The sequence below is a fragment of the Pseudomonas sp. BGA-UO-ETr-WB11 genome, from assembly GCF_059567785.1.
Map to the genome: position 1 here is coordinate 70,153 of NZ_JCAQOS010000001.1, position 23,306 is coordinate 93,458.

At 58.6% G+C, this 23,306-nt stretch carries 20 protein-coding genes and 1 pseudogene; 12 read left to right on the top strand and 9 right to left on the bottom strand.

What is annotated here, in order from left to right:
* Positions 1–37 precede the first annotated feature (37 nt).
* Together AC56DI_RS00355 and AC56DI_RS00360 are read left to right on the top strand one after the other, a co-directional pair.
* Positions 38–1,141 (top strand): efflux RND transporter periplasmic adaptor subunit, encoded by a 1,104-nt coding sequence (locus AC56DI_RS00355; protein ID WP_496344425.1) that lies wholly within the window; start codon positions 38–40, stop codon positions 1,139–1,141.
* 6 nt (positions 1,142–1,147) lie between these two features.
* Complete coding sequence (locus tag AC56DI_RS00360) at positions 1,148–4,219, top strand: efflux RND transporter permease subunit (RefSeq protein WP_496344426.1); 3,072 nt, start codon at positions 1,148–1,150, stop codon at positions 4,217–4,219.
* 130 nt (positions 4,220–4,349) lie between these two features.
* On the opposite strand, the gene AC56DI_RS00365 is transcribed toward AC56DI_RS00360, so the two are convergent.
* Positions 4,350–4,931: a superoxide dismutase gene (locus tag AC56DI_RS00365; protein WP_422587627.1), complete on the bottom strand. Its 582-nt coding sequence runs from the start codon at positions 4,929–4,931 to the stop codon at positions 4,350–4,352.
* A gap of 190 nt (positions 4,932–5,121) precedes the next feature.
* Positions 5,122–5,724, bottom strand: a complete 603-nt coding sequence (locus AC56DI_RS00370; RefSeq protein WP_496344427.1) for a LysE/ArgO family amino acid transporter — start codon at positions 5,722–5,724, stop codon at positions 5,122–5,124.
* 99 nt (positions 5,725–5,823) lie between these two features.
* On the opposite strand from AC56DI_RS00370, the gene AC56DI_RS00375 reads away from it, so the two are divergent.
* The gene (locus AC56DI_RS00375) at positions 5,824–6,723 is read left to right on the top strand and encodes a LysR family transcriptional regulator ArgP (RefSeq protein ID WP_496344428.1); all 900 of its coding nucleotides are present in this window, start codon (positions 5,824–5,826) and stop codon (positions 6,721–6,723) included.
* Between the two features lie 25 nt (positions 6,724–6,748).
* Here the strand turns inward: AC56DI_RS00375 and AC56DI_RS00380 are convergent, their stop codons facing one another.
* A complete protein-coding gene (locus AC56DI_RS00380; RefSeq protein ID WP_496344429.1) occupies positions 6,749–8,707 on the bottom strand; it encodes a methyl-accepting chemotaxis protein in 1,959 nt (652 codons plus the stop codon).
* A gap of 203 nt (positions 8,708–8,910) precedes the next feature.
* Between AC56DI_RS00380 and AC56DI_RS00385 the strand changes: the two genes are divergently transcribed.
* On the top strand, positions 8,911–9,906 hold the full coding sequence (locus AC56DI_RS00385) for an NAD-dependent epimerase/dehydratase family protein (RefSeq protein WP_496344430.1): 996 nt from the start codon (positions 8,911–8,913) through the stop codon (positions 9,904–9,906).
* Between the two features lie 9 nt (positions 9,907–9,915).
* Here AC56DI_RS00385 and AC56DI_RS00390 read toward each other — a convergent pair whose 3' ends face one another.
* Positions 9,916–10,179 carry a hypothetical protein gene (locus AC56DI_RS00390; protein ID WP_496344431.1) on the bottom strand — a complete coding sequence of 88 codons (264 nt, stop codon included), beginning with the start codon at positions 10,177–10,179 and terminating at the stop codon, positions 9,916–9,918.
* A 311-nt stretch (positions 10,180–10,490) separates the two neighbouring features.
* On the opposite strand from AC56DI_RS00390, the gene AC56DI_RS00395 reads away from it, so the two are divergent.
* A complete protein-coding gene (locus tag AC56DI_RS00395; protein WP_496344432.1) occupies positions 10,491–11,312 on the top strand; it encodes an ATPase in 822 nt (273 codons plus the stop codon).
* Positions 11,313–11,372: 60 nt separating this feature from the next.
* On the opposite strand, the gene AC56DI_RS00400 is transcribed toward AC56DI_RS00395, so the two are convergent.
* A complete protein-coding gene (locus AC56DI_RS00400; protein ID WP_324518028.1) occupies positions 11,373–11,585 on the bottom strand; it encodes a cold-shock protein in 213 nt (70 codons plus the stop codon).
* A 341-nt stretch (positions 11,586–11,926) separates the two neighbouring features.
* Between AC56DI_RS00400 and AC56DI_RS00405 the strand changes: the two genes are divergently transcribed.
* From AC56DI_RS00405 to AC56DI_RS00415, 3 genes and pseudogenes are all read left to right on the top strand, one after another.
* The gene (locus AC56DI_RS00405; protein ID WP_496344433.1) at positions 11,927–12,115 is read left to right on the top strand and encodes a ribbon-helix-helix protein; all 189 of its coding nucleotides are present in this window, start codon (positions 11,927–11,929) and stop codon (positions 12,113–12,115) included.
* A gap of 211 nt (positions 12,116–12,326) precedes the next feature.
* Positions 12,327–12,557, top strand: coding sequence for a hypothetical protein (locus AC56DI_RS00410; protein ID WP_496344434.1), 231 nt, complete (start codon positions 12,327–12,329; stop codon positions 12,555–12,557).
* Between the two features lie 52 nt (positions 12,558–12,609).
* Positions 12,610–13,371, top strand: a pseudogene (locus AC56DI_RS00415) (YoaK family protein); the annotation flags it as partial.
* Positions 13,372–13,565: 194 nt separating this feature from the next.
* On the opposite strand, the gene AC56DI_RS00420 reads toward AC56DI_RS00415, so the two are convergent.
* Positions 13,566–14,009, bottom strand: coding sequence for a hypothetical protein (locus AC56DI_RS00420; RefSeq protein ID WP_496344435.1), 444 nt, complete (start codon positions 14,007–14,009; stop codon positions 13,566–13,568).
* Between the two features lie 817 nt (positions 14,010–14,826).
* Here AC56DI_RS00420 and AC56DI_RS00425 point away from each other — a divergent pair.
* Entirely contained in the window at positions 14,827–15,696 is an 870-nt protein-coding gene (locus tag AC56DI_RS00425) for a hypothetical protein (RefSeq protein ID WP_496344436.1), read from the top strand.
* Positions 15,697–15,804: 108 nt separating this feature from the next.
* The gene (locus tag AC56DI_RS00430; protein WP_496344437.1) at positions 15,805–17,136 is read left to right on the top strand and encodes a phosphoribosyltransferase-like protein; all 1,332 of its coding nucleotides are present in this window, start codon (positions 15,805–15,807) and stop codon (positions 17,134–17,136) included.
* Positions 17,137–17,596: 460 nt separating this feature from the next.
* On the opposite strand, the gene AC56DI_RS00435 is transcribed toward AC56DI_RS00430, so the two are convergent.
* The 3 genes from AC56DI_RS00435 to AC56DI_RS00445 all read right to left on the bottom strand — a co-directional run bounded on the left by AC56DI_RS00435 (position 17,597) and on the right by AC56DI_RS00445 (position 20,152).
* Positions 17,597–18,493, bottom strand: coding sequence for a TauD/TfdA dioxygenase family protein (locus tag AC56DI_RS00435; RefSeq protein ID WP_496344438.1), 897 nt, complete (start codon positions 18,491–18,493; stop codon positions 17,597–17,599).
* Positions 18,494–18,789: 296 nt separating this feature from the next.
* Positions 18,790–19,002, bottom strand: a complete 213-nt coding sequence (locus AC56DI_RS00440) for a hypothetical protein (RefSeq protein ID WP_496344439.1) — start codon at positions 19,000–19,002, stop codon at positions 18,790–18,792.
* Positions 19,003–19,246: 244 nt separating this feature from the next.
* Positions 19,247–20,152 carry a LysR family transcriptional regulator gene (locus AC56DI_RS00445; RefSeq protein ID WP_496344440.1) on the bottom strand — a complete coding sequence of 302 codons (906 nt, stop codon included), beginning with the start codon at positions 20,150–20,152 and terminating at the stop codon, positions 19,247–19,249.
* A gap of 96 nt (positions 20,153–20,248) precedes the next feature.
* Between AC56DI_RS00445 and AC56DI_RS00450 the strand changes: the two genes are divergently transcribed.
* Positions 20,249–21,490, top strand: coding sequence for a 3-hydroxyacyl-CoA dehydrogenase (locus AC56DI_RS00450; protein WP_496344441.1), 1,242 nt, complete (start codon positions 20,249–20,251; stop codon positions 21,488–21,490).
* Entirely contained in the window at positions 21,487–23,277 is a 1,791-nt protein-coding gene (locus tag AC56DI_RS00455) for an acyl-CoA dehydrogenase C-terminal domain-containing protein (RefSeq protein ID WP_496344442.1), read from the top strand. The genes AC56DI_RS00450 and AC56DI_RS00455 overlap by 4 nt, the downstream gene beginning before the upstream one ends.
* Positions 23,278–23,306 lie beyond the last annotated feature (29 nt).

The following is a 23,306-nucleotide window of genomic DNA, read 5'->3' on the forward strand; positions in this document are numbered from 1 at the left end:
AAAAATTCCAAGCGTTCTTCGCGGAAGGTCGATCATCATGTTTCGCCATGCCTTGTCTCTCGCTTTGCCAGTAAGTCTGATTGCCCTGTTGGTTGCCTGTGGGAGTGCCGAAGAGGTACAGCCCAAGGCGCGACCTGCCATGGTTGTGCATCCGCTGCCTTCGGGGGAGTTGATGGACACCTATCCGGGTGAGGTGCGTGCGCGACTGGAGTCGGAGCTGGCCTTCCGCATCGGTGGCAAGGTGGCCAAGCGCCTGGTGGATGTCGGTGATCGGGTCAAGGCCGGTCAGCCGCTGGCCGAGCTGGACCCCCAAGATGTGCGCCTGCAGCTGGAGGCCGCGCGGGCGCAGGTGCGTGCCGCAGAAGCCAACCTGCAACTGGTGCGTACCGAGCGTGATCGCTACAAGAAGCTGATGGAGCGTCAGCTGATCAGCCGTTCGCAGTACGACAACGCAGAAAATCTCTATCGCTCAGGCGAAGCCCGTCTGCAGCAGATTCAGGCCGAATTCAACGTGGCCAACAACCAGGCCGGCTATGCCGTGCTGCGGGCCACGCAAAATGGCGTGATCGCCAAGCGCATGATCGAAGCCGGGCAAGTGGTGGCAGCCGGTCAGCCGGTTTTTACCCTGGCGGCCGCGGGTGAGCGGGAAGTATTGATCAGCCTCCCAGAGCAGGGCTTTGACCGGGTCAAAGTTGGTCAACCGGTGGAGGTGGAGCTGTGGTCCCAGGCTGGCGAACGCTTCCCTGGGCGCATTCGTGAGCTGGCACCTTCGGCCGACCCGCAGTCGCGCACCTTTGCGGCGCGCGTGGCCTTTACCGAAGGCAAAGTCTCGGCGGAGCTTGGGCAGAGTGCGCGGGTGTTTATCCGCGTGGAGGGCGATGTGCCGCTGGCGGTGCCGCTGTCGGCCCTGACCGCAGAGAACGGTGCGCCCTATGTTTGGGTGGTTGAGCCGAAAACCTTCAAGCTGGTGCGCACGCCCGTGCGTATTGGCGCCTATGGCGAAAATACCGTGCCAGTGCTGGAAGGCCTGAGTGCCAACGACTGGGTGGTGGCCGCAGGGGTGCAAGTGTTGCGTGAAGGGCAGTTGGTGCGCCCGGTGGACCGCGATAATCGTGTGGTTGAATTCGCGGTGCAGGAGTAACTCCCGATGAATTTCAATCTTTCCGCCTGGGCGCTGAAAAACGGCCAGATCGTGCGTTATTTCATGCTGCTGCTGGCGCTGGTGGGGGCGTTTTCCTACACCAAGCTGGGGCAGAGCGAAGATCCGCCATTCACCTTCCGCGCCATGGTGGTCAACGTGCGTTGGCCGGGTGCCACCGCCGAAGAAGTGTCCAAACAAGTCACCGAACGCATCGAAAAGAAGCTGATGGAAACCGGCGATTTTGACCGGATTATCTCCTATTCACGGCCCGGCGAATCCCAGGTGACCTTTGTCGCCCGTGAAAGCATGCGTTCGACCGATATGGAGAACCTTTGGTACCAGATTCGCAAGAAGGTCAACGATATCCGCCATACCTTGCCGCAAGGGGTGCAGGGACCGTTTTTCAACGATGAATTCGGCACTACTTTCGGCAATATCTACGCGCTGACCGGCCAGGGGTTCGACTACGCCGTACTCAAGGACTACGCCGACCGGGTGCAGCTGCAACTGCAGCGGGTCAAGGATGTGGGCAAGGTCGAGCTGATCGGTCTGCAGGACGAGAAAATCTGGGTCGAACTGTCCAATACCAAGCTGGCCACCCTCGGTGTGCCCTTGGTCGCGGTGCAGCAGGCCCTGGATAAACAGAATGCGGTGTCTGCGGCGGGCTTCTTCGAGACCCCGACTGACCGCGTGCGGCTGCGGGTTTCAGGCAATTTCGAGAGCGTGAAGGAAATCCGCGACTTCCCGATTCGCGTTGGTGATCGCACCTTCCGTGTCGGCGATGTGGGTGAAGTCCACCGCGGCTTCAATGACCCGGCCGCGCCACGCATGCGCTTTATGGGTGAAGACGCCCTTGGCATTGCCGTGTCGATGAAGAGCGGCGGCGACATCCTGGTGCTCGGTGAAGCGCTGGAGAAAGAGTTCGCCCGTCTGCAGGAAACCCTGCCGGCCGGCATGCAGTTGAGCAAAGTCTCTGACCAACCAGCGGCGGTGAAAGTCGGCGTCGGCGAATTCGTTCGCGTACTGGCCGAAGCCTTGGTGATCGTCTTGCTGGTGAGTTTTTTCTCGCTTGGCATGCGCACCGGTATGGTGGTCGCCTTGTCGATTCCGCTGGTACTGGCCATGACCTTTGCCAGCATGTATTACCTCGGCATTGGCCTGCACAAGATCTCCCTCGGCGCGCTGGTGTTGGCCCTCGGGTTGCTGGTGGACGATGCGATCATTGCGGTTGAGATGATGGCGATCAAAATGGAGCAGGGCTTCGATCGCCTGACTGCTGCCAGCTACGCCTGGACCAGCACCGCCTTCCCGATGCTGACCGGCACCCTGATTACCGCCGCCGGCTTCTTGCCGATTGCCACGGCCAACTCCAGCACCGGCGAATACACCCGCTCGATCTTCCAAGTAGTGACCATTGCCCTGCTGGCCTCATGGATTGCTGCCGTGGTGTTCGTGCCTTACTTGGGCAAGCGCCTGTTGCCGGATCTGGCCAAGCAGCACGCGGCCAAACATGGCGGCAGTGAAGGCGGTCATGACCCTTATGCGACGCCGTTCTACCAGCGCGTACGCGAGGTGGTGGACTGGTGCGTACGTCGTCGGCGTATGGTGATCATGCTCACGGTTGGGCTGTTTATCGCCTCGATTGTGCTGTTCCGTTTTGTCCCGCAGCAGTTCTTCCCGGCCTCGGGTCGTTACGAGCTGTTGGTCGACCTCAAGCTCAGCGAAGGCGCGTCGCTGACGGCCACTAATGAACAGGTCAAACGCCTGGAAGGCATGCTCAAAGAGCACGATGGCATCGTCAATTACGTGGTTTATGTGGGGGCGGGCTCGCCGCGCTTCTTCCTGCCGCTGAACCAGGAGTTGCCGACCCCGAGCTTTGCCCAGTTTGTGGTGTTGACCAAGTCGGTGGCGGATCGCGAGGTCCTGCGCAGCTGGTTGATCAATACCCTCGACACCCAGTTCCCGACCCTGCGCACGCGCGTGTCACGCCTGGAAAACGGTCCGCCTGTGGGGTATCCAATCCAGTACCGGGTGTCTGGCGAGCACATTGAAGTGGTGCGCAAGCTGGCTCGTGAAGTGGCGATCAAGGTGCGCGAGAACCCCCATGTGGCCAACGTGCACCTGGATTGGGAAGAGCCGAGCAAGGTCGTACGCCTGTTGATCGATCAGGACCGTGCACGGGCTTTGGGGGTGAATACTTCAGACCTGTCGCGCTTCTTGCAGAGTGCCTTGTCCGGCACCGCGGTCAGCCAGTTCCGTGAGGGCAACGAGCTGATCGAAATCATGCAACGCGGTAGCGTTGCTGATCGCCAGGAGCTGTCGCAGTTGCCGAGCCTGTCGATTCCAACCGACAGCGGCCAGAGTGTGGCGTTGTCGCAGGTGGTGACCCTGGAGTATGGCTTTGAAGAGGGTGTGATCTGGCACCGCAACCGCCTGCCAACGGTGACGGTGCGGGCGGATATCTACGGCAAGGAGCAGCCGGCGACTCTGGTTAAACAGATCGATCCAACCTTGAAGGCGCTGATCGCCGAGTTGCCCCAGGGCTACGAAGTGAGTGTCGGCGGCACCGTGGAAGACTCGGCCAAAGGCCAGGGCTCGGTGAATGCCGGGGTACCGCTGTTTATTCTGGTGGTACTGACCTTGCTGATGCTGCAGCTGAAGAGCTTCTCGCTGTCGGCCATGGTGTTCCTCACCGCGCCGCTGGGGCTGATCGGTGTCTGTCTGTTCCTGATCGTGTTCCAGCAGCCGTTTGGCTTTGTGGCCATGCTCGGCACCATCGCCTTGTCGGGGATGATCATGCGTAACTCGGTGATTCTGGTGGATCAGATCGAGCAGGACATCGCCGAAGGCATCAATCAGTGGGATGCGATTGTCGGTGCCACGGTACGGCGCTTCCGGCCAATCGTGCTGACTGCTTTGGCCTCGGTGCTGGCCATGATTCCGTTGTCGCGCAGCGTGTTCTTCGGTCCGATGGCGGTGGCGATCATGGGCGGTCTGGTGGTGGCCACGGCGCTGACCCTGCTGTTCCTGCCGGCGTTGTACGCCGCCTGGTTCCGGGTCAAGCCTGCCAAGGCGTAGCAACCCAGGGTGGGTTGGCCGCGTAGCGGCTTAACCCACCATGAAGGATCAATACCCACAAAAAAGCCCGCATCCATGGATGCGGGCTTTTTTGTTTTAGCGCGCTGCCTCAGGGGCAGCGGCCAAGGGCTTAGGCGGCGAAGTTTTTCGCCACGAAGTCCCAGTTCACCAGGTTCCAGAACGCTTCTACATACTTCGGACGCATGTTGCGGTAGTCGATGTAGTAAGCGTGTTCCCAGACGTCGCAGGTCAGCAGCGGGGTGTCGCCGCTGGTCAGCGGGCAGCCAGCGCCGATGGTGCTGGCCAGGGCCAGGGAGCCGTCAGCCTTCTTCACCAGCCAGCCCCAGCCGGAGCCGAAGGTGCCGATGGAGGTCTTGCTGAACTCTTCCTTGAACTTGTCGAACGAACCGAAGGCCGCGTTGATGGCATCGGCCAGCGCGCCAGTCGGTTGGCCGCCGGCGTTAGGGGCCAGGCAGTTCCAGTAGAAGGTGTGGTTCCAGATCTGTGCGGCGTTGTTGAAGATGCCGCCGGTCGAGGTCTTGATGACGTCTTCCAGGCTCTTGCCTTCGAACTCGGTGCCCGGCACCAGGTTGTTCAGGTTAACCACGTAAGCGTTGTGGTGCTTGTCGTGGTGGAATTCCAGGGTCTCGGCGGACAGGTGCGGCTCGAGGGCGTTCTTCTCGTAGGGCAGCGGCGGCAATTCGAAAGCCATGGTTTATCTCCATTTATCAGGTCAGGGCATCAGGTCAGGGCTCGCGCGGCAAGCGCGCGACCGGTTCACGGGCCGGTCGACGGCTCGGAGCCTAGGCTCGGCGCGCCGCGAACCCCGGATCATAGCACCCGAGCCCAGTGCTATCCACGCAGCAACTGTGTGGGAAAGCCTGGTTAGGGTCTGTTGCCGTTTAGGTGGGCATGAGCAACTGGGCCGCAACGGTAAACATCATGGCAGCGACCAACAGATCCAGCAGGCGCCAGGTGGCCGGTCGTGCCAGCCAGGGCGCGAGCCATGCGGCGCCCAGGGCCAGGGTGAAAAACCACACTAAGGAAGCGCTTGCGGCCCCTAGTGCGTAAGCGCCTGGTACTGCCTGCTGGGCCCCGAGTGAGCCGATCAGCAACACGGTATCCAGATACACATGGGGGTTGAGCAGGGTCACGGCCAGGGCACTGAGCAACACCGCGCGGCGTGAGCGTGGGCCACTGTCTTGCTCTTGACCAAGGCTTTGCGGGCGCACCGCGCGGTGCAAGGCCAGGGCGCCGTAGTAGAGCAAGAAGGCAGCGCCGCCCCAGCGAGCAATACCCAGCAGCAGTGGACTCTGCATCAGTAGGGTAGCTAGGCCAAAGACGCCAAGGGTGACCAGCAGGGCATCACAAAAGACACACAGCGCCGCCACGGCTAGGTGGTGTTCGCGGCGCAGGCTCTGGGCGAGGACGAAGGCGTTTTGCGCGCCGATGGCCATGATCAGGCCAAAGGCCACGAGTATGCCGTTGAGATAGCTGTGCCACATGGGACGGTTCCTGGAAGTGAAGTGCGTGGTGGTCAGTGTCCGGTGGCTTGGCGTATAAGGAAAACAAATTATACTGATCACTCATTAGGGTTGCTAATAATGTTCGACTACAAACTGCTGGCTGCCCTGGCGGCCGTGGTGGAGCAGGCGGGATTCGAGCGAGCGGCGCAGTTGCTCGGCGTGTCGCAGTCGGCTGTGTCGCAGCGGATCAAATTGCTTGAAGCGCGGGTCGGTCAGCCGGTGCTGGTGCGCGGCACGCCGCCGTTGCCCACCGATGTCGGCCGGCGCCTGCTCAATCATGTGCAGCAGGTGCGCTTGCTGGAGCGCGATCTGCAAGGCCAGGTGCCGGCTCTGGATGAGGGCGCTTGGCCCGAGCGGCTGCGTATCGCGTTGAATGCTGACAGCCTGGCGACCTGGTGGGCAGCGGCGGTGGGGCCGTTTTGCGCGACTCACCGAGTGCTGCTGGAGTTGCTGGTGGAAGACCAGGAAGTCGGCCTCAAGCGCATGCGGGCTGGCGATGTGGCGGCCTGCGTGTGCGCCAGCGAGCGGCCGGTGGCCGGGGCGCGCAGTCAGTTGCTGGGCGCCATGCGTTATCGCGCCCTGGCCAGTCCGGCTTTTATTGCGAGGCACTTTGCTCAGGGTGTGACACCGGCGGCCCTGGCGCGTAGCCCGGCCATCGTCTTTGGCCCCGATGACCAGTTGCAGCACCGCTATTTACAGGGCTTGGGCGTCGAGGGCGGCTTTGTCCATCACCTGTGTCCGTCGTCCGAAGGCTTTGTGCGTATGACCGAAGGCGGGCTGGGGTGGGGGCTGGTGCCCGAGCAGCAGGTGCAGGCGCAGCTAGCCAGTGGCCGTCTGTGCGAGTTGCTGCCGGAGCAGGTGCTGGATGTGCCGCTGTACTGGCACCACTGGCGCAATGGCGGCGAGTTGCTTGCCGAACTGACCCTGCAATTGCAGCGCAGCGCCGGGCAGTGGCTGGTCATGCCCGGCTCGCGATGAAGCGGCCACAGACCCTAAGCGCCGCTTACAAAATAAAGTGCTGCACCAGGTGCTGCTGGCCGCTGGAGACTTCCAGCAGGTGTTCGCCGCTGCGGCGGGTGTGCGCTGCACTTTGGCGATTCTCGCCGGTCATGTCATGCAGCCGGTGCATGTGCTGGTTGACCTCCTGGGTAGTGCCAGCCTGCTCGTTGGCGGCAGCAGCAATCTGCTCGGCCAGTGTTTGTACGCCTTGCAGGGACTGATCCAGTTGGCTGAGTGCTGCGAGTACTACCTGGGTTTCCTGCTCCAGGCCGTGGGCTTGGCCTGCGGCGGCGCGCATCACTTGCAGGGCCTCGCTAGAGGAACCTTGCAGGGCTTGGGTGATGGCGACAATTTCTTCGGTGGCGCTACTGGTGCGCTGAGCCAGGTTGCGCACTTCGTCGGCGACCACGGCAAAACCGCGGCCTTGCTCGCCGGCGCGGGCGGCCTCGATGGCGGCATTCAGGGCCAGCAGGTTGGTCTGTTCGGCGATGCCGCGGATCACGGCGAGCACGGAGCCAATTTGTAAGGCATCGTTGGCCAGCGTGTCGACCACGTTGCCGGCCTGGCTGATGTCAGTGAGCAGGCGGCCCTGCTGACCGATCATCTGCTCCAGGGTGCCCTGCATCTGCCCAAAGGCGCCGCGTGCCGCGCTGCTACTGGCGGCGCTGTCGGCTGCGTTGCGGGCAATTTCTTGCACCGTGCTGGCCATCTGTTCGACCGCACTCACGACCATCTCAAGGGCTTCTTGTTGTTGGTCGAGGCGTTCGCTGGTTTGCCCAGCGGCGGTAAGGATGTCGCCGCTGGCATGGTCGATGGCCTGACTGGAATGGCGCAGTTTCTCGATGACATCGCGCCAGGCTCGCGCCATCTCGTGCAGGGCTTGCATCAGGCCGGCTTGCTGGCCCTCTACAGACGGTAGATTGAGTTCGCCTGCGGCCAGGCGTCGGGCGAGGGCGCTCATGCTGCTGGGTTCGCCCCCCAGTGGCCGCATCACGCTGCGGCTCACCAGCCAGGTGGCGGCGGCTACCGCGACCACGGTGAGGAGGCCGAGCAGGAGCATTTGCCACATTAATTGGCGTACTGGAGCGAGCGCTTGTTGCTGATCCATTTCCGCAATCAGGGCCCAGCGGTTGCCCGCAAATTCCAGCGGTACGAAGACCTTGAGGGCCGGCTGGCCATCCAGTCCGGCCTCTTCCAGGCGGCCTTGCTGACCCGCGAGGGCGCGGCTGATGGCGTCGGCGGTGAGTGCTGTGGATGGACTGAGGCTGCGGCTGACCTGCAGGTCGGGGAAGCGTGCGGAGTCTGAGCGCAGGCGACTGTCGCTGCCCACCAGATAGGTCTCCCCCTGTTCACCAAGCCCCTGGCGGGTTTGCATGACGGCGTTGAGCGGGGCTATGGGCAGCTCCAGCACCAGAGTCATTTGCAGCTCATCGTCGCTGCCGATGGGGGCGGCCAGGTACTGGGTTGGCGCCTGGCTAAGCTCGTTGTAGAGCAGGTCGCTGATCATAACCTGGTGCTTTTCAGCGCTTTGCTTCACCAGTCGGGCCAGGGGCGTGTTGCGCAGAGCCTCGCTGCCGAGGTTGTTCTGGTAGTCGGCACCTCGCAGCAAGCTGAACATCACCGTGCCGTCGGGCAACACCAGTTTCAGTTCGCGGTAACCAAAGGTAGCGATAAAGTTTTCGAAAATGGGGCGGTCATAGTTGGAACTGCTGAGCAGGGCGTTGGTGTCCAGCCCCTCATAGCTGTTGCTCAGGTTGCTGGCCAGGGTGCTGATCTGGTTGTGGCGCTCCTGCCAGTTATCCAGCAGTTGCTGCTGTTTGATATTTGCCACGGCTTCCAGGGCATTGAGGGTCTGCACGCGCAGGGCTTCACTGGCTTGCTGGTAGACCACGAAGGCCATGGCCAGGACGGGCAGTAGCCCGATTAGCAGGTAGCTCAGGGCCAGTTTCAGACGTAGTGGCATGTGCAGCGGCTCCACGGGTAGATGGGTGACAAAGATTTAGGCTGTTAGATATTCTGCAAGAAGCGTGCAAATAATCGAACGAGGCTGATTTTTATCTGTGTCGGCCTCTGGAGGCGCAATTTTGGCTTGCTGGGTTAGAGCGTAGGCTACGCTGCCGCTGCTAGAGTGCGCGGCACGATGGCTGGGGCTTGGTAGGGGGTTGGATGAAGATTTTGGTGACCGGTGCGAGTGGCTTTATCGGTGGGCGCTTCGCACGATTTGCCCTGGAACAGGGCCTGCAGGTTCGCGTTAGTGCACGCCGGGCCGATGCCGTGGAACCTCTGCTGGCCCGTGGTGCCGAGTTGGTAGCCGGTGATCTGGGCGATGCGGCGTTGGTGCAGCGCCTGTGTCGTGGTGTGGATGCGGTGGTGCATTGCGCTGGGGCGGTCGGCGTATGGGGGCGTTACGCGGCGTTTCATCAGGCCAACGTGACGGTCACTGAGAATGTGGTCGAGGCCTGCCTGGGGCAGCAGGTACGGCGCCTGGTGCATCTGTCGTCGCCGTCGATCTATTTTGATGGTCGCGATCATGTAGGTATCACCGAGGAACAGGTGCCCAAGCGCTTTTCCGATCATTACGGCGCCACCAAATACCTGGCCGAGCAGAAGGTCTTTGGCGCCGCCGAGTTTGGCCTGGAGGTGCTGGCTCTGCGTCCGCGCTTCGTTACTGGCGCCGGTGACACCAGTATCTTCCCGCGATTGATCAATATGCAGCGCAAGGGGCGCTTGTCGATTATCGGCAACGGCCTGAACAAGGTGGATTTCACCAGCGTGCAGAACCTTAATGACGCCCTGTTCAGCGCCCTGCTGGCGGGTGCGCCAGCCTTAGGCAAGGCCTATAACATCAGTAACGGTGCGCCGGTGCCGCTGTGGGATGTGGTCAATTATGTTTTGCGCCAACTCGACCTGCCGCCGGTAACCCGGCATCTGCCGTATGGGCTGGCCTATGGCGCCGCGACCCTCAATGAGACGCTCTGCAAGCTCTTGCCGGGGCGGCCCGAACCGACCTTGTTTCGCCTGGGCGTGGCGGTGATGGCCAAGAATTTCTCCCTGGATATCAGCCGTGCCCGGCAATACCTCGACTACGATCCGCGGGTCAGCCTGTGGTCTGCGCTGGATGAGTTTTGTCAGAACTGGCAGGCGCAAGAGCTTGGGTTGTGACGGCCAGTCTCAACCGCGCAGCGGCCCGGCATAGCGGGTGTACTTGGCGATCAGTTGCTCTTCGCTAAGCTGCGGCGGTGGCAGATGAATGCCGCTCAACTCGCTCAGGTGTGAACCCAATTCACGGGTTTCTTCCTGGGAGGACTGCAGGCAGGCGAGCAACATGGCGTTGATCGCATCGCTCTGGCTCAGGCGGATGTTGATGTCCAACTCATCGCGCAGACGGCGACGCAGCGTTTGCATGCAATCGACAATAGCTTTGGTCAGTTCCATTGGTGACGTCCCCCGACGTTGAAGAGAGCTGCTGGCCTTTCCCCATTGATCGGCCGGCAGGGCGAGCGGCGAGTTGCGGCTCGCCCTCAGTCACTGCGCCGCTCTAGCGCGGCCCTTGTGACGCAGGGGTATTTGCAAGTGGCGTACCACTTCGCGGGTTGGCGCGGTGCCTGGCTTGCAGGGGTGGGCAGTCGCATCTGCTGCACTTCGTCGGTGCAGCTTGCACTGCCCTGGCGCGGCGCTGAAGCCGGGCTGGCGAAGCGGTATACTCGGCGCTCTTTGGCTTTGGCTTATTTTTTTGCGGGTTTCCCATGCGTAACGATGCACTCGACGAACTTGATCAGATGCCCAGTCTTTCCAGCGGCAGCCGTGATCGCGATGGCTTTGCGCCGCCGCGCGCCAGCGAGATGCCACCGTCATCTTCGTCTCACTCGGCTGCGCCGGCGCCAAAGTTGGCCAGTACCGGGCCGCTATGGGCGTTGCTCGGGGCCTCACTGATCGCGCTGGCAGGTTTGAGCTGGTGGAGCTTTCAGCAGATTTCCCTGATGGAGCAGCAACTGGTCGCTACCCAGGAGAGTTTTGCTCGTATCAGTGAAGATGCTGCGGGACGTTTGCAGGACATTTCCGGCAAGGTGGTGGCTACCGAGTCAAGCGTGACCGGTGAAAACGAAGCGCTGAAACTGCGTCTCAAGCAACTGGAAAATAAACTCGCTGAGCTGGGCAAACAGCAGCAGACCGTTGGCGCTCAACAGGGCGCTCAAGGCAAACGCCTGGAGCAGCTGGCTGCCGATGTAAAGGCTCAAGTTGCGAGTGCCGGGCAGCTGGATACTAAGCTCAAGAGCCTAGAGGCAGGGCAAGTGGCGCTCAAGGACGGGCAGGCCGACGCGGGTAAGTTGGAGGCGCAATTGAAGGCCGTTGCGGGCGATGTAGCTGAACTGAAAAAGCAGGGTAATCCAACCCAGGCCATTAGCCGTCTGGAGCAGGATCTACTGGTGCTGCGCAGCGAGCTTGATAACCGTCAGGGGCAAAACAATACGGCGGAGTTCGATGCCTTCCGGGCGCAGATGACGCGCAATATCAGCACCCTGCAAAGTCAGGTGCAGAACCTGCAGCAGCAAATCAGCGCGCGTTAAATCACGGCTGTAAAAAAGCCCCCGCATGTCGCCATGCGGGGGCTTTTTTGTGGCTGCAGCTTAGGCCTGGACTTGAACCTGGTCAGCTTGCATGCCCTTTTGGCCTTGCACGGCGATGAAGCTGACGCGCTGGCCTTCTTTCAGGCTCTTGAAGCCGTCGCTTTGGATCGCGCGGAAGTGCACGAACAGATCCGGACCGCTTTCTGGAGTGATAAAACCAAAACCTTTCTCGTCGTTAAACCACTTGACGGTACCGTTCTGACGATTCGACATAGCCAATATCCTTGCAACTGAAGTTAGTGACAGCCTCTAAACACTTAGAGTACTGAGGCTGGCTGCAAGGGGCATGAAACGTCGAGCGGGACGTAGCGGATCACAACGATCTACTGCACCAGGTCACGAATAAGGCAACCCATGCAAACACAGCAAAATCACTTTACGCCAACTTCTGCGCAAATTCCAAGCCCCCCAAAGGTCGCGGGGTTAGCAGCGGAACTAGCGGGCTGCGCGGGTCGTTGGGGCGCTTTTGCGTCGGTTGCGCCGGGCGGTGACAGTCGATGATCAGGTAATTACAATCTGATTAACATTTATTGAATGAAGTGAACCGATAGTCCATGGAAAACAAGACTGCGCGCCTGACGGTACTGATTGATCCGGTTAAGAAAAAGGCGTTTGAAGAGCTGTGCTCGGCGCAGGACTTGACCCCTTCCCAGGTGGTTCGCCAGCTGATTCGCGATTACCTGGAAACCCACAGTGCTGCCGAGCTGAGCAAAAGCAAGCTGGCCGCCGCAACCCGGCCATAACGGGATTTGGCGGCGCTTCTGGCGTAGCGTGTAGCCCGTTAGGGCGCCGAAGTGGAGGTCGTTCGCAATGCGCTTTATGTGCGCTGTATTATCATGCGGTGATAATATCTGCTTGATCTGGGCTTACTCAGGCCAGTTGTCGCGCGCTTGGGTGTGATGGCTAAGCTGTCGGCACGCGGCGGGTGCAAGAGAACGGTGGCGCGGAGGCCAAATGCAGCGCGAAGATGTAAAGGCACGGCATGCAGAAGGCGTAGTGTTTGATACGCATGTGATCGCTAACCCGGCCAACACGCGGGAGTGGATCGTGTTCTTCAAAAAGGGGGCCGGAAGGAGCTTCTTCCTGGTAGGCGACAGCGAGGAAGTCGAATCCTTCATCCATCTGGATGATTTGATCGACGAGCTGAAAACCCTGGGCATCAAGGGCGCTGAAATCCACTTCTAACCCAGATCTAGGCTGCTGGCGTTTGCCGTCAGCGCCAGTCGACGGGATATTTATGCCAATCCACTACGCCAGGAGTTTGGCTGGCCGTCGGCGCACGACGGCGGCGAACCGGCATCTCGGGTTTGCCTTGGCCTTCGTAGCCGGATCCATCAATGCCGGCGGGTTCCTGGCCGTGCAGCAATACACCTCGCACATGACCGGGATCGTCTCGGCCATGGCCGACAATATCGCCTTGGGCGCTTATGACCTGGTTCTGGGCGGCGCGGGTGGCTTGCTGTCCTTTCTTCTCGGTGCCGCCTGTTCGGCGATCATGGTCAACTATTCTCGGCGTCGGCACCTGCATGGCGAGTTCGCCTTGCCGCTACTGCTAGAAGCCTTTTTGCTGCTCTGCTTTGGTCTTCTGGGCGCGCGTCTGGCCACGGTGGCGGGCTTGTTTGTGCCAGTCACGGTGATGCTGTTGTGCTTCATTATGGGTTTGCAGAATGCCCTGATTACCAAGCTTTCCAAGGCCGATATTCGCACCACGCACATCACCGGTATCGTCACCGATATCGGCATTGAGTTGGGCAAGTCGCTGTACTGGAATTCGCCTGGGTCGAGCAAGCACCCGCCGGTCGCGGTCAATCGCGCCAAGCTGCAGATGCTGAGTTTGTTGGCCCTGAGCTTCTTTTTGGGTGGAGTGGTGGGTGCTTTTGGCTTCAAGCACCTGGGGTATATCGCCACTGTTCCGTTGGCGCTGGTGCTGATTACCCTGGCCATCGTGCCGGCGCTCGATGATGTGCGGCGTTGGCTGCGCCGCTGGGCGCGGCGTTTCTAGTCTCTGCACGAATCGCGAGCAATAAAAAACCGGCCATAAGCCGGTTTTTTATTGCTGAAAGCGCGAGTGCGTTTCAGCGTGTTTGATGGTCCGAGGGAGACGCTAACTTCCCAGTAAATACGGTGATTACAGCGGTATTTTATGGTCAGGGATACATGTGGGGATACACGGTGCCGGCTGCTGAGCTAGTTTTAGCCTTGGGGAGGGTCAAAATCCCCAGTTGACCACTTGCGCTCAAATTCAGCTTTGGCGTGGCTCTTGAGACTCAAGCATTCAACCATGTGCTGGTCGCTCTGCCAGTTATCGCACCCGCGAGGCTCTTGGTAGAACTGATCCCATGCTGCATTACGGCGGCGCTCGCGCTCAGCATTCAGGCGCATGTCTTCTGCAGCTTGGGCCATTTGATCTCGCTTTAGTTGCCGAATCGCTGCGTCAGCTTGGGCTGCCTGTTGTTGGCGTGCCAGCTGCTGCTCTGTGATTTGCTGTTGAATACGTTGGGTGCTCAAAATTTGGCGTTCAGCCATGTTCTCGATAACTGCAATTCGGCCGTAGTAGCCAATCAGCACAATGGCTATGGTTCCAACTAGGCCGGCGAGCCAGGCAGAAGGGGAGGACGGTCTGCGGCGTCGTGCCATAATAGTGCTCCATGCGGTATATTTAAATAATAACTATTTGCGGGTTGTATTGATGTGTGTCCGCTCAAATGGAGCTACCATTGTTTCTGAAAGAGTTTTGATGATAGTAGCTTAGATGTTGAAATTGTAAGTTTTACAACTCTGTCGCTTGATGCGCTTATGGGGCGCCGCTTTGACTCCATAAGTGACGCCTCCTTGCGCTATTGCGGGGCTAAACGTTGGCGAGCGTCATTTGCCTGCCATTTTGCCAGCGTAACTGGCTTGCTTTGAAATGTCGAAAGGGTGGTGCGCTGCCAGTCCTCATCCATCACTCGCTTCAGTCGTGCCTCAAGCGGCTCGTAGCGCTGCTACTCAACTCTGCTGCGGGCGGTACAGGTTGCGTTCTGGAGTGATCTGCACGGCGCGAACCTGACTGAATCGACCCTGGTTTCGTAGATGAATCTGACTGTCTGCTCCTGGTCGACTCCAGCCTGAAGTGTCTGGCAGAAGTCGGCCAGAAGCGGTCATCTGGTGTCTACAAAAAACTGGGGCGACTCACCTGCTTGATAGCAATACGACGCTATCGCTATACTACTTAGGCAGTGTGGCTTTAGAGATCTGTGAACAACTGTTCGCAGCACCGAAGCTTCAGGAGGAAGATTTCTGACACTGGATGACTACTCGTACCTTCTGATGACGTAGTACCGCAGCGTAGGGTGGGTTCCTATGCTGGCAAGCCGACCCGAAGAATTGTATCAACCGCGAGCCTTAGATTTCTAAGGAAAGCGACGGAAACGGCCCGCATATTTCGCGGGCCTTTTTGTTTCAAGGACTGAATATGCACGACGAACAAGATTTGCGAGAAGCTGTTTCTTTATTGAAAGAAAAATTGAAGTCTCACCATGGTGAGAACATCACGGGCTCAAAAGTGGGTGAGCTCCTAATAAATCACTGCAACTTCAGGCTCAAGAACCTGGAATCGCCGAAGCTGACCCTTTCAGAATTCATTTCTCTCTACCTTCCCGACACCTTGTCCCATAACGGCTCGCAGGGCGGGGACGTCCTTTACCTCATTGGCGATAGAGGCGAATCTCTGAAGATTCAGCCTGAATATCGGTATTGGCTTGCGTTTGCAAAAGCGGATGAGCCGAATCAGCTTGCGATACGTAAGCTGGACAGTCAGCCAGTCATTGCGAAAAAAGGCGAGGCGCCACTAGATGCGACCATAGTGCCGAAAGTAAGGCTGGAGGATCTTGAGCATATCAAGGACTCCTTCATTGCTTCTCACTCGTCAGGTCAGCCTGAACTCCCTGGTGTGACTGCTCCGTACCTACAGTGGGTCGCAGAGATGCGGCAGTTGCCGGCCCAGCAAATGAATGTCTGGAGCGTTTATCGGATAGAGCAACTTAAGAAGCTCTTTCAGAAGCGCTTGGCAGCGATCGGGATCGACGAAGACAATCAGCCGCGTCTCGTCATGTTCCTGTCGGAATCTCAACTGAGTAAGCCTAAAAAGGTTATAGCCAAAGAGAGCGGAAATAATCCCCGGACACCTATGGCTCAAAGGGAAGATCAGCGCGTAGTAGGTAACGCCGATACGATTTTCCGAAGTGCTGTGGTAGAGGTCATCAGCCGACTCAGCATCGCTGAATTGCGTGAAATAAAACTGCCAGCTGGTCTTTTGGCAGACGCACTCCAAGGTCGGAATTGAGAACCTAAGCTCGTCGCCCTAGAGACTGAATTGTAACGCTGTGCGGGAGGCTCGGCAGCCGTGGTTGTGCATTCGAAACAAGACCGTTGCATCAAGATTTTAATTGTCATGTATCGAGATGAGGCAACGCAGCTCAAGGCAGAGATCGCGGAGTCTTGCAGGTTGGATTGGAGCCGTTTTGTCCAATTCAGAGTCACGACTCAGGATGAGGACAAGGAAGATCTCACCACTGAGGTCATCCAAATGCTCAAGGCTGAGTGCGAGGAAAATTGTAAGGTTTTTGTCCAAGGCGCGAGCGTTAATAAAAAGCGATTAGCCGCAACTGGTTACGAAATGGAAAGCGCCAAGGCGACGAAAACATTGCTAACCAAAATCAAGGCTGCGCTACGAGACCATAAGCTTGAGTGGAGAGCTTACGCTGACGCGGAATGGCAAAAGTCCTCCATAGGCCATGCTTCTGTCCAGCAGTGGTACCAGCAATTGGCCGCCTTTGGGCACGGAGGCATTGCCAAGAACCTCCTTAAAGGTCTCCGAGTAATCACCCAAGGTGAGCTTCGGGATTCGTTCAAAGAGAAGCGAGTTAAAGACGACAATATCGGTCTTCGATGTATGCATGCTTACATCACCGATGATGAGCCAGGCGCGAGCTCCAATACTGTTTGTGATGTGCTAAGCAAACTCTTAAACGAAGAGGAAATCTGCTCGCTTGATCTGGATGATCCTAATTGTTTTGAAGGCCTAATGGCGGACTTGCTCTACGTCTATGAGGACGGCCTGTGGAGCGGTGTAGAGCTGGTCGAGCGTCTCGGCAAGCTGTCGAAAATTCAAAATCTCATGGATTCTAAAGTGAGAATTGAGTTTCGGTACGGCGCGGTTGCTGACGCAGGGCTAGCCGCAGCCCGCATTGCAGCCTCAAATTATCCAGCTGGAAAATTTACTGTGGTTTCGGCAGACCACCGTTTCGATTTCATTCGAAAGGGCACGGACAGCACCTTCCCACATCTGGAAGATCGTAGCGACGACTCTATCCGAAAAGCGATTGACGCAAGCGTAGAGCCTTACATTTTCTCTCGCCCTGGACTATGGGGTGATTCATATCCCGCAGCAGTCGAGTTATGCGGAAACATCGGAGCACAACTGATAAAACCGTATCTCGAAAACCAAGCACGAAGAAAAGCGCAAAAAGCTGCAATGCATGACTGGGCCAATATGCCTGGGCATGAAGTCGACATCCCAGAGATCGACCCGTCTAAAATTTCCAAATGGAAGCTTGGGGCAGAAGGCTTTGCATCCACTGTAGTATTCCAATCAAGTATTCCTAAGCCGGTACTACCAATGATGTGGCTTGCAGGGACTGTCTTGATCGACGGCGAAGAAATTGATTGGAAGCCGTTGTTCTGGGACTCTCGGCGCATTGGTACTTCAGCGCCCCGAGTCTGAGTAGCACCCGCTTCGTAGTGAGAAGGCCGTAATGAGCAGAGCGCCTTCGCTCTGCTCATTCTTATGGATGTAGTACGAGCGTCATGTGCTTGGGCGATAGACCCGCCAACACTCCTTAGTTTGATCAACCAGCTTGCTCGCTTTCACCCTCCCTTCCATGCATCTTCGGGAGCGCATGCAACGTCAGCAGCAGATTCAGATCGATTCGGTGAAGTTCATCCATAGCGGTTCGAGCCGGACGGTCGTGACCAAAACCATATCAGAGCTTAAGTCGTCATTCGCGAATGACTGCTTCTGGCCGATTGCCGCCTATCACCACCGGTAGAAGTCGGCCCAAAGCGGGCGTCTGCTTCCCAGCATGCCCCCACCGACACCTGTTACACGGATGAACAACTGTCCGTCGTAATTAGCAGCTAAAGAGCGTTTTTTAGACTGCGTTCTCCAACAACTAATAAACATATTAACGTGATGGCTTGTCGCCGATCACTGTCGTACGGAACATTTCACGTCGCATCCCGTGGTAGTCAGACACCGGCATGTGCCAGGTGCTGCGGTTGTCCCAGATGGCCAGGGTACCTTGGCGCCATTTCATACGACAGGTGAAGGCAGGGGAAACCGCAAGGTTGAACAGATAGTCGAGCAGCTGCTGCGCTTCCACTGCTTTAAGCCCTTCGATGCCGTAGGTATAGGCCGGGTTGATGAATAGAATCTTTTTTCCGGTCTCTGGATGGCGGATGACCAACGGGTGAGAGCGAGCCTCGTTAGAGGTATCCTGGCCATAGCGGATGTGCATATTTTCCAGTAGCGCGTTGTGGTTGGCATTGGCGCCGTAGGCGCGTTCCGGGCTGTGCTGTGCGTCGAGCTTTTCCAACAAGGCCTGCATGCTAGGGGAGAGCCATTCATAGGCTAGCGCCAGATTGGCAAAGCAGGTGTCGCCGCCATATGGCGGGACATCATGCCCATAGAGCAGGGTGAAAGCCGGCGGACATTCCTGAAACGTCCAGTCGGTGTGCCAGGCCCCCCCGAATACGAAAGGCGCTTTCTCAGTCGCTTCTTTCACTACGTGCACTACATGCGGATGCTCCTGCATACAAGTGACGTAGGGCTCCCGACCGAACTCACCGAATTGTTCGGTCACCTTTTCGAGGTCGCTGACACTCAGGGCCTGTTCGTGAATGAACAGCACCTTGTGCCGCAGCAGCGCCTGGCGCAGCTCGGCATAGCCTTCAATGCTCAAGGCGCGTAGATCGACTCCTTCGACGTCTGCGCCCAGTGCGCCTGTCGCGGGTAAAGCGCGAAAATGCTGGTAGCGGGTCAGTGGATTGCTGCTAGGCAACGTGTAGATGAATTCGCTCATTTTTTTGTTATCTCTGCGGTTTAGGTGAAAACAGCATGAGTTGAGCGATTAGTAAGCTCCATGATAATTACTGCCATTTCATGATAATTGCTGCCACCCTCCTGCGGAGCAAGCAACCGAGGAGTCTATGAAATGGACTGGCGACAGAAGCGCTCGCTGACTGGTGTTTGCTACCTGCTGGACACCGCACAGGCTCAAAGGTGTGGAGATTGATAGCAGCTTCAAGGGTTGTGCGATTGCGCTTGCTGATTTGCAGTCCAGTACCGTGCAGATAGAGGCCTGGCAAGAGTTGGCAGTCATTCGGAATCTTCTCGAGCACAGCAATCGCCCAGGGTTCCAGCTACGTCCAGAAGCCCATCCATCATCGGCAACCCACTTGCCGGATTGATGCCGGGTAGCGAGTCGAAGGTAAACATGTCTTCGCAGTCGTTATGGGTGAGCAGGCTTGTGTCAGGCAATTCATCGCTTAGCCAGAAGTCGTTGATAAGCTTTAGCTCGACTGCTGTCACGATTGGGCCAAAGTCCAGCTAGTCATGGACGATGATCATCTCGCCCAATCGCGGATAAACCCTGGTCTGGTAACCGGGATTGTATTTTGTGCGGAACAGGGATTTGCGAGTTTGGCGATCCGAGTTTTCAGCATGACTTGCACCTTGACTGGAAGGCCCACTTACGTGGGTAGCCAGATTGGTCTGGCATTTTCAGTGTCCAGTAGTCCTTGGAAATGCAACTCCTTGTAAGGCGAGTACCTTTTTAGGGGGAAGTACCCCCCAAATACTGAATTTTCCCAATCAGCCATTGGAGCGCCGCATCTCGCTCACGTAACGCCAGGCTGACGATTTCCAGGTGAAAGGGGCCCAGGTGAAAGGGGAGTTCATATATTTGCAGCGGAAGCAGGCCGGCAAAGTAGCGAGCTAACTGGGTTGGCAGCACAGCCACAAGGTCGGTGGTGGCGACGATGTGTGCTGCTTGCAGATAGTTCGGAGTGGTGTAGGCGATTTGCCGCTGCAGGTCTTGCCCGGCCAGCCACTGATCGACCATCCCCTTCGTCTGCCCACCATGCACCCATAAATGTCGTAGGGTTAGAAAGTGTTGCAGATCGGGCGTTCTATGCAGTAGTGGGTGATCGCGGCGTGCGGCCAGTTGCAGGGTTTCGCTCATCCATTGGCGCCGCACGAAGCTTTCTGGCACCGCATCGAAACGACCGAGGGCTAGATCCAGTTCGCCCTTATCCAGCGCCTCGCCGGGCAGGTTAGGCGACAGGTGTTGAATCTCGATCTGTACCTGTGGTGCCTCCACCGCCAATTGTTGCAGCAGGCGGGGCAAGCAGATCAGTTCGACGTAATCCGTCAGTGCAATACGAAAGCGTCGGTTACTGTTGGCTGGATCGAAGTGCAGTCCTGCGTTGAGGCTTTCTTCGATCTGTTGCAGGGCGGCGCGGATTGGCGTTTCCAGTTCCAGCGCCCGCGGTGTCGGTTGCATGCTACGGCCGACGCGCACCAGTAGCGGGTCGTCGAGCAATTCTCGCAGGCGTCCAAGTGCGTTGCTTACCGCTGGCTGGCTGAGAGCCAGGCGCTCGGCAGCGCGTGACACGTTGCGTTCGCGTAACAGAGCGTCGAAGACACGCAACAAATTAAGGTCGAAGTTAGAGATATTCATGGGGTGAATACAAAGTATCACAAGACTAAATTTCTAAAATAATACCGGCTTGCCTACTGTGTTGAACGATTTGTTTTCGTCAGTTGGGGAAGTCCGATGAACAGCAGTACTTTTACCATTCAGCAGGCTGCCGTGATCGGCGCCGGAACCATGGGTCGTGGCATCGTCATGAGCCTTGCCAACGCCGGCATTCCGGTACTGTGGTTGGACAACAACCCGCAGATGCTCGAACAGGCACAGCAGCTGATTGCCGACACATGGGCCCATAGCGTGCACCAGGGGCGTATCACTGAAAAGCAGGCTGCTGAACGTCGCGCCTCTGTTAGCGCGGTGCCCGATTACGCAGCACTGGCTGGGGCCGATCTGGTGATCGAGGCCGTGTACGAAAACCTCGAACTCAAACAGCAGATCTTCCGCAGTCTAGATGCCATTGCCAAGTCCACGGCGATTCTGGCCAGTAACACCTCGGCGTTGGATATAGATGCCATTGCCGCCGTTACCAGCAGACCCGGGCATGTACTGGGCCTGCACTTTTTCAGTCCGGCGCACATCATGAAATTGCTGGAGATCGTTCGCGGTGCCAAGACCGCGCCCGCAGTACTCGATGCGATGGTGGCGCTAGGCCGGCGGATCGGAAAAGTCAGCGTGGTGGCCGGTAACTGCCACGGTTTTATCGGCAACCGCATGCTGCATACCTATGTGCGCGAGGCGCGCATGCTGCTGCTCGAGGGTGCCTATCCGCATCAGGTGGATACAGCACTGCAAGGGTTTGGTTTGGCCATGGGCCCATTTCGCATGTATGACGTGGTTGGAATTGATCTCGAGTGGCGAGCCCGTGAGCTAGCAGGCAAGGGCCAGGGCGAGCCTGCAGTTCAGGTCGATAATCGCCTGTGCGAACTGGGCCGTTTCGGTCAGAAGAGTGGTCAGGGCTATTACCGCTACGCTGAAGGCAGTCGTCAGGCCGAGCATGATCCGCAAGTGGATGCGCTGGTGCTTCGGGTGTCTGAACAATTGGGTTTTACCCGGCGCAACATCGGCCAGGAAGAAGTCCTCGAGCGCTGCCTGCTGGCGTTGGTCAATGAGGGCGCGAAGATTCTGGAGGAGGGTATCGCTGCCGACAGCCAGGATATCGACCTTGTGTACCTCAACGGCTACGGTTTCCCTGCAGCCAAGGGCGGGCCGATGAGTTGGGCCGACAGCAAGGGTGCGGCCGATTTACTCGCCCGTTTACGCACGCTACAGGAAGAGTTTGGCGAGCACTGGAAGCCAGCCCAATTAATCGAACTGCTGGCTGCCAGCGGTCAGACTTTTGCTGACGTGAAAGGTGGCCGGGCATGAGCTATAAAGCACCGCTGCGCGATATGCGCTTTGTCCTGCATGAGTTGTTCGATATCAGCGCGCACTGCGAGCTGCTGGGCAACGGCTTTGATCGCGAGCTGATTGATGGCGTGCTGGAGGAGGCCGCGCGATATGCCGACGAAGTAGTCGCACCGCTCAATCGCCACAGTGATGAGCAGGGCTGCAGCCTAAATGCGGGCGCTGTGACCACCCCGGACGGTTTTCCGGCAGCCTATCAACAGTTCGTCGATAACGGTTGGGCGAGCATGACCGGGCCGCAGGCGTTTGGCGGTCAGGGGTTGCCGCAACTGCTGGCGTGCAATTTTCACGAGATGCTGATGGGCGCCTGTCTGTCGTTTCGGTTGTATTCAGGGTTGACCGAAGGCGCAGTGCTAGCGCTGCACAAGCATGGCAGCGCCGAGTTGCAACAGGCGTATCTGGCCAAGATGGTCAGCGGCCAATGGACCGGCACCATGTGCTTGACAGAGCCCCAGGCCGGCACCGACTTGGCCTTGCTGCGAACTCGCGCTGACCCCCAGGCGGACGGCAGTTTCCGAGTCAGCGGCAGCAAGATTTTTATCAGCGGCGGCGAGCAGGACCTGACCGAAAACATCATCCATCTGGTGCTGGCGCGCCTGCCGGATGCGCCGGCCGGGGTTAAGGGCATCAGCCTCCTGCTGGTGCCGAAATTTATCGCCAACGCTGATGGCTCGTTGGGGCAAGAGAATGACCTGAGCTGCGGAGCCATCGAGCACAAGATGGGCATCAAGGGCGCTTCCACCTGTGTGATGAACTTCGATGGCGCTACTGGCTGGTTAATCGGTGAGGCCAATCATGGACTAGCCGGGATGTTTACCATGATGAATGACGCGCGCTTTCAGGTCGGCTTACAGGGTTTGGGCGTTGGCGAGGCGGCGTTCCAGGGCGCCTTGAGCTATGCCCGTGAGCGTCTGCAATCGCGTGCCCTCAACGGTCCGGCCGAGCCGCAAAAGGTTGCCGATCCGATCATCAATCATCCGGATGTGCGGCGCATGCTGCTGACCCAGAAGACCCTAGTGGAAGGTTCGCGCATGCTCGCTGCCTACACCGCGCGCCAGCTCGATCTTGAACACGGAGCTGCGGATGCTTCGCTGCGTAAGGCAGCCGGCAAGCGCGCGACGCTGCTGATCCCGATAGTTAAAGCCTTCTTAACCGATATGGGCCAAGAGGTCGCCAGCCTGGGCGTGCAGGTCTATGGCGGCCACGGTTTTATCCGTGAGTGGGGCATGGAGCAACTGATGCGCGACAGCCGTATTACCCAGCTGTACGAAGGCACCAACGGCATCCAGGCGCTCGATTTTATCCGCCGCAAGCTGCTCGGGGATGGGGGGGCGGAACTGTCGGCACTGATCAGCGAATTCAGCGAAGTGGTCGACAGCGCGGCGCAGCGTCCGCAGCTGGCGGCGCTGGCGCAGGTCGTGCAGGCGCGCCTGGGCGAGTGGCGTGAGCTCACCGACGAGGTGATTGCTAACAGCCAGCGCAACGTACAGGAGATCGGTGCGCAGTCGGTGGACTTCCTCCAGTATTCGGCCTACGTGCTGCTCGCCGGCTTATGGCTGAAGGCGGTCGTGGTGGCGCAGAACGTGCTGGAGCAGGGCGTCGACGAGGTGGATTTCTATCAGGCCAAGCTGGCCAGCGCCGAGTTCTACGTGCGCCGCCTGTTGCCGCGCGCTAGCAGCCACCGCGATGCCCTGCTGGGCGGCGCGGAGTGCCTGATGGCACTGCCGGCGGAACATTTCGCCTTCTGAGGCGCCTGGACGCGGATTTCATCCGGGCT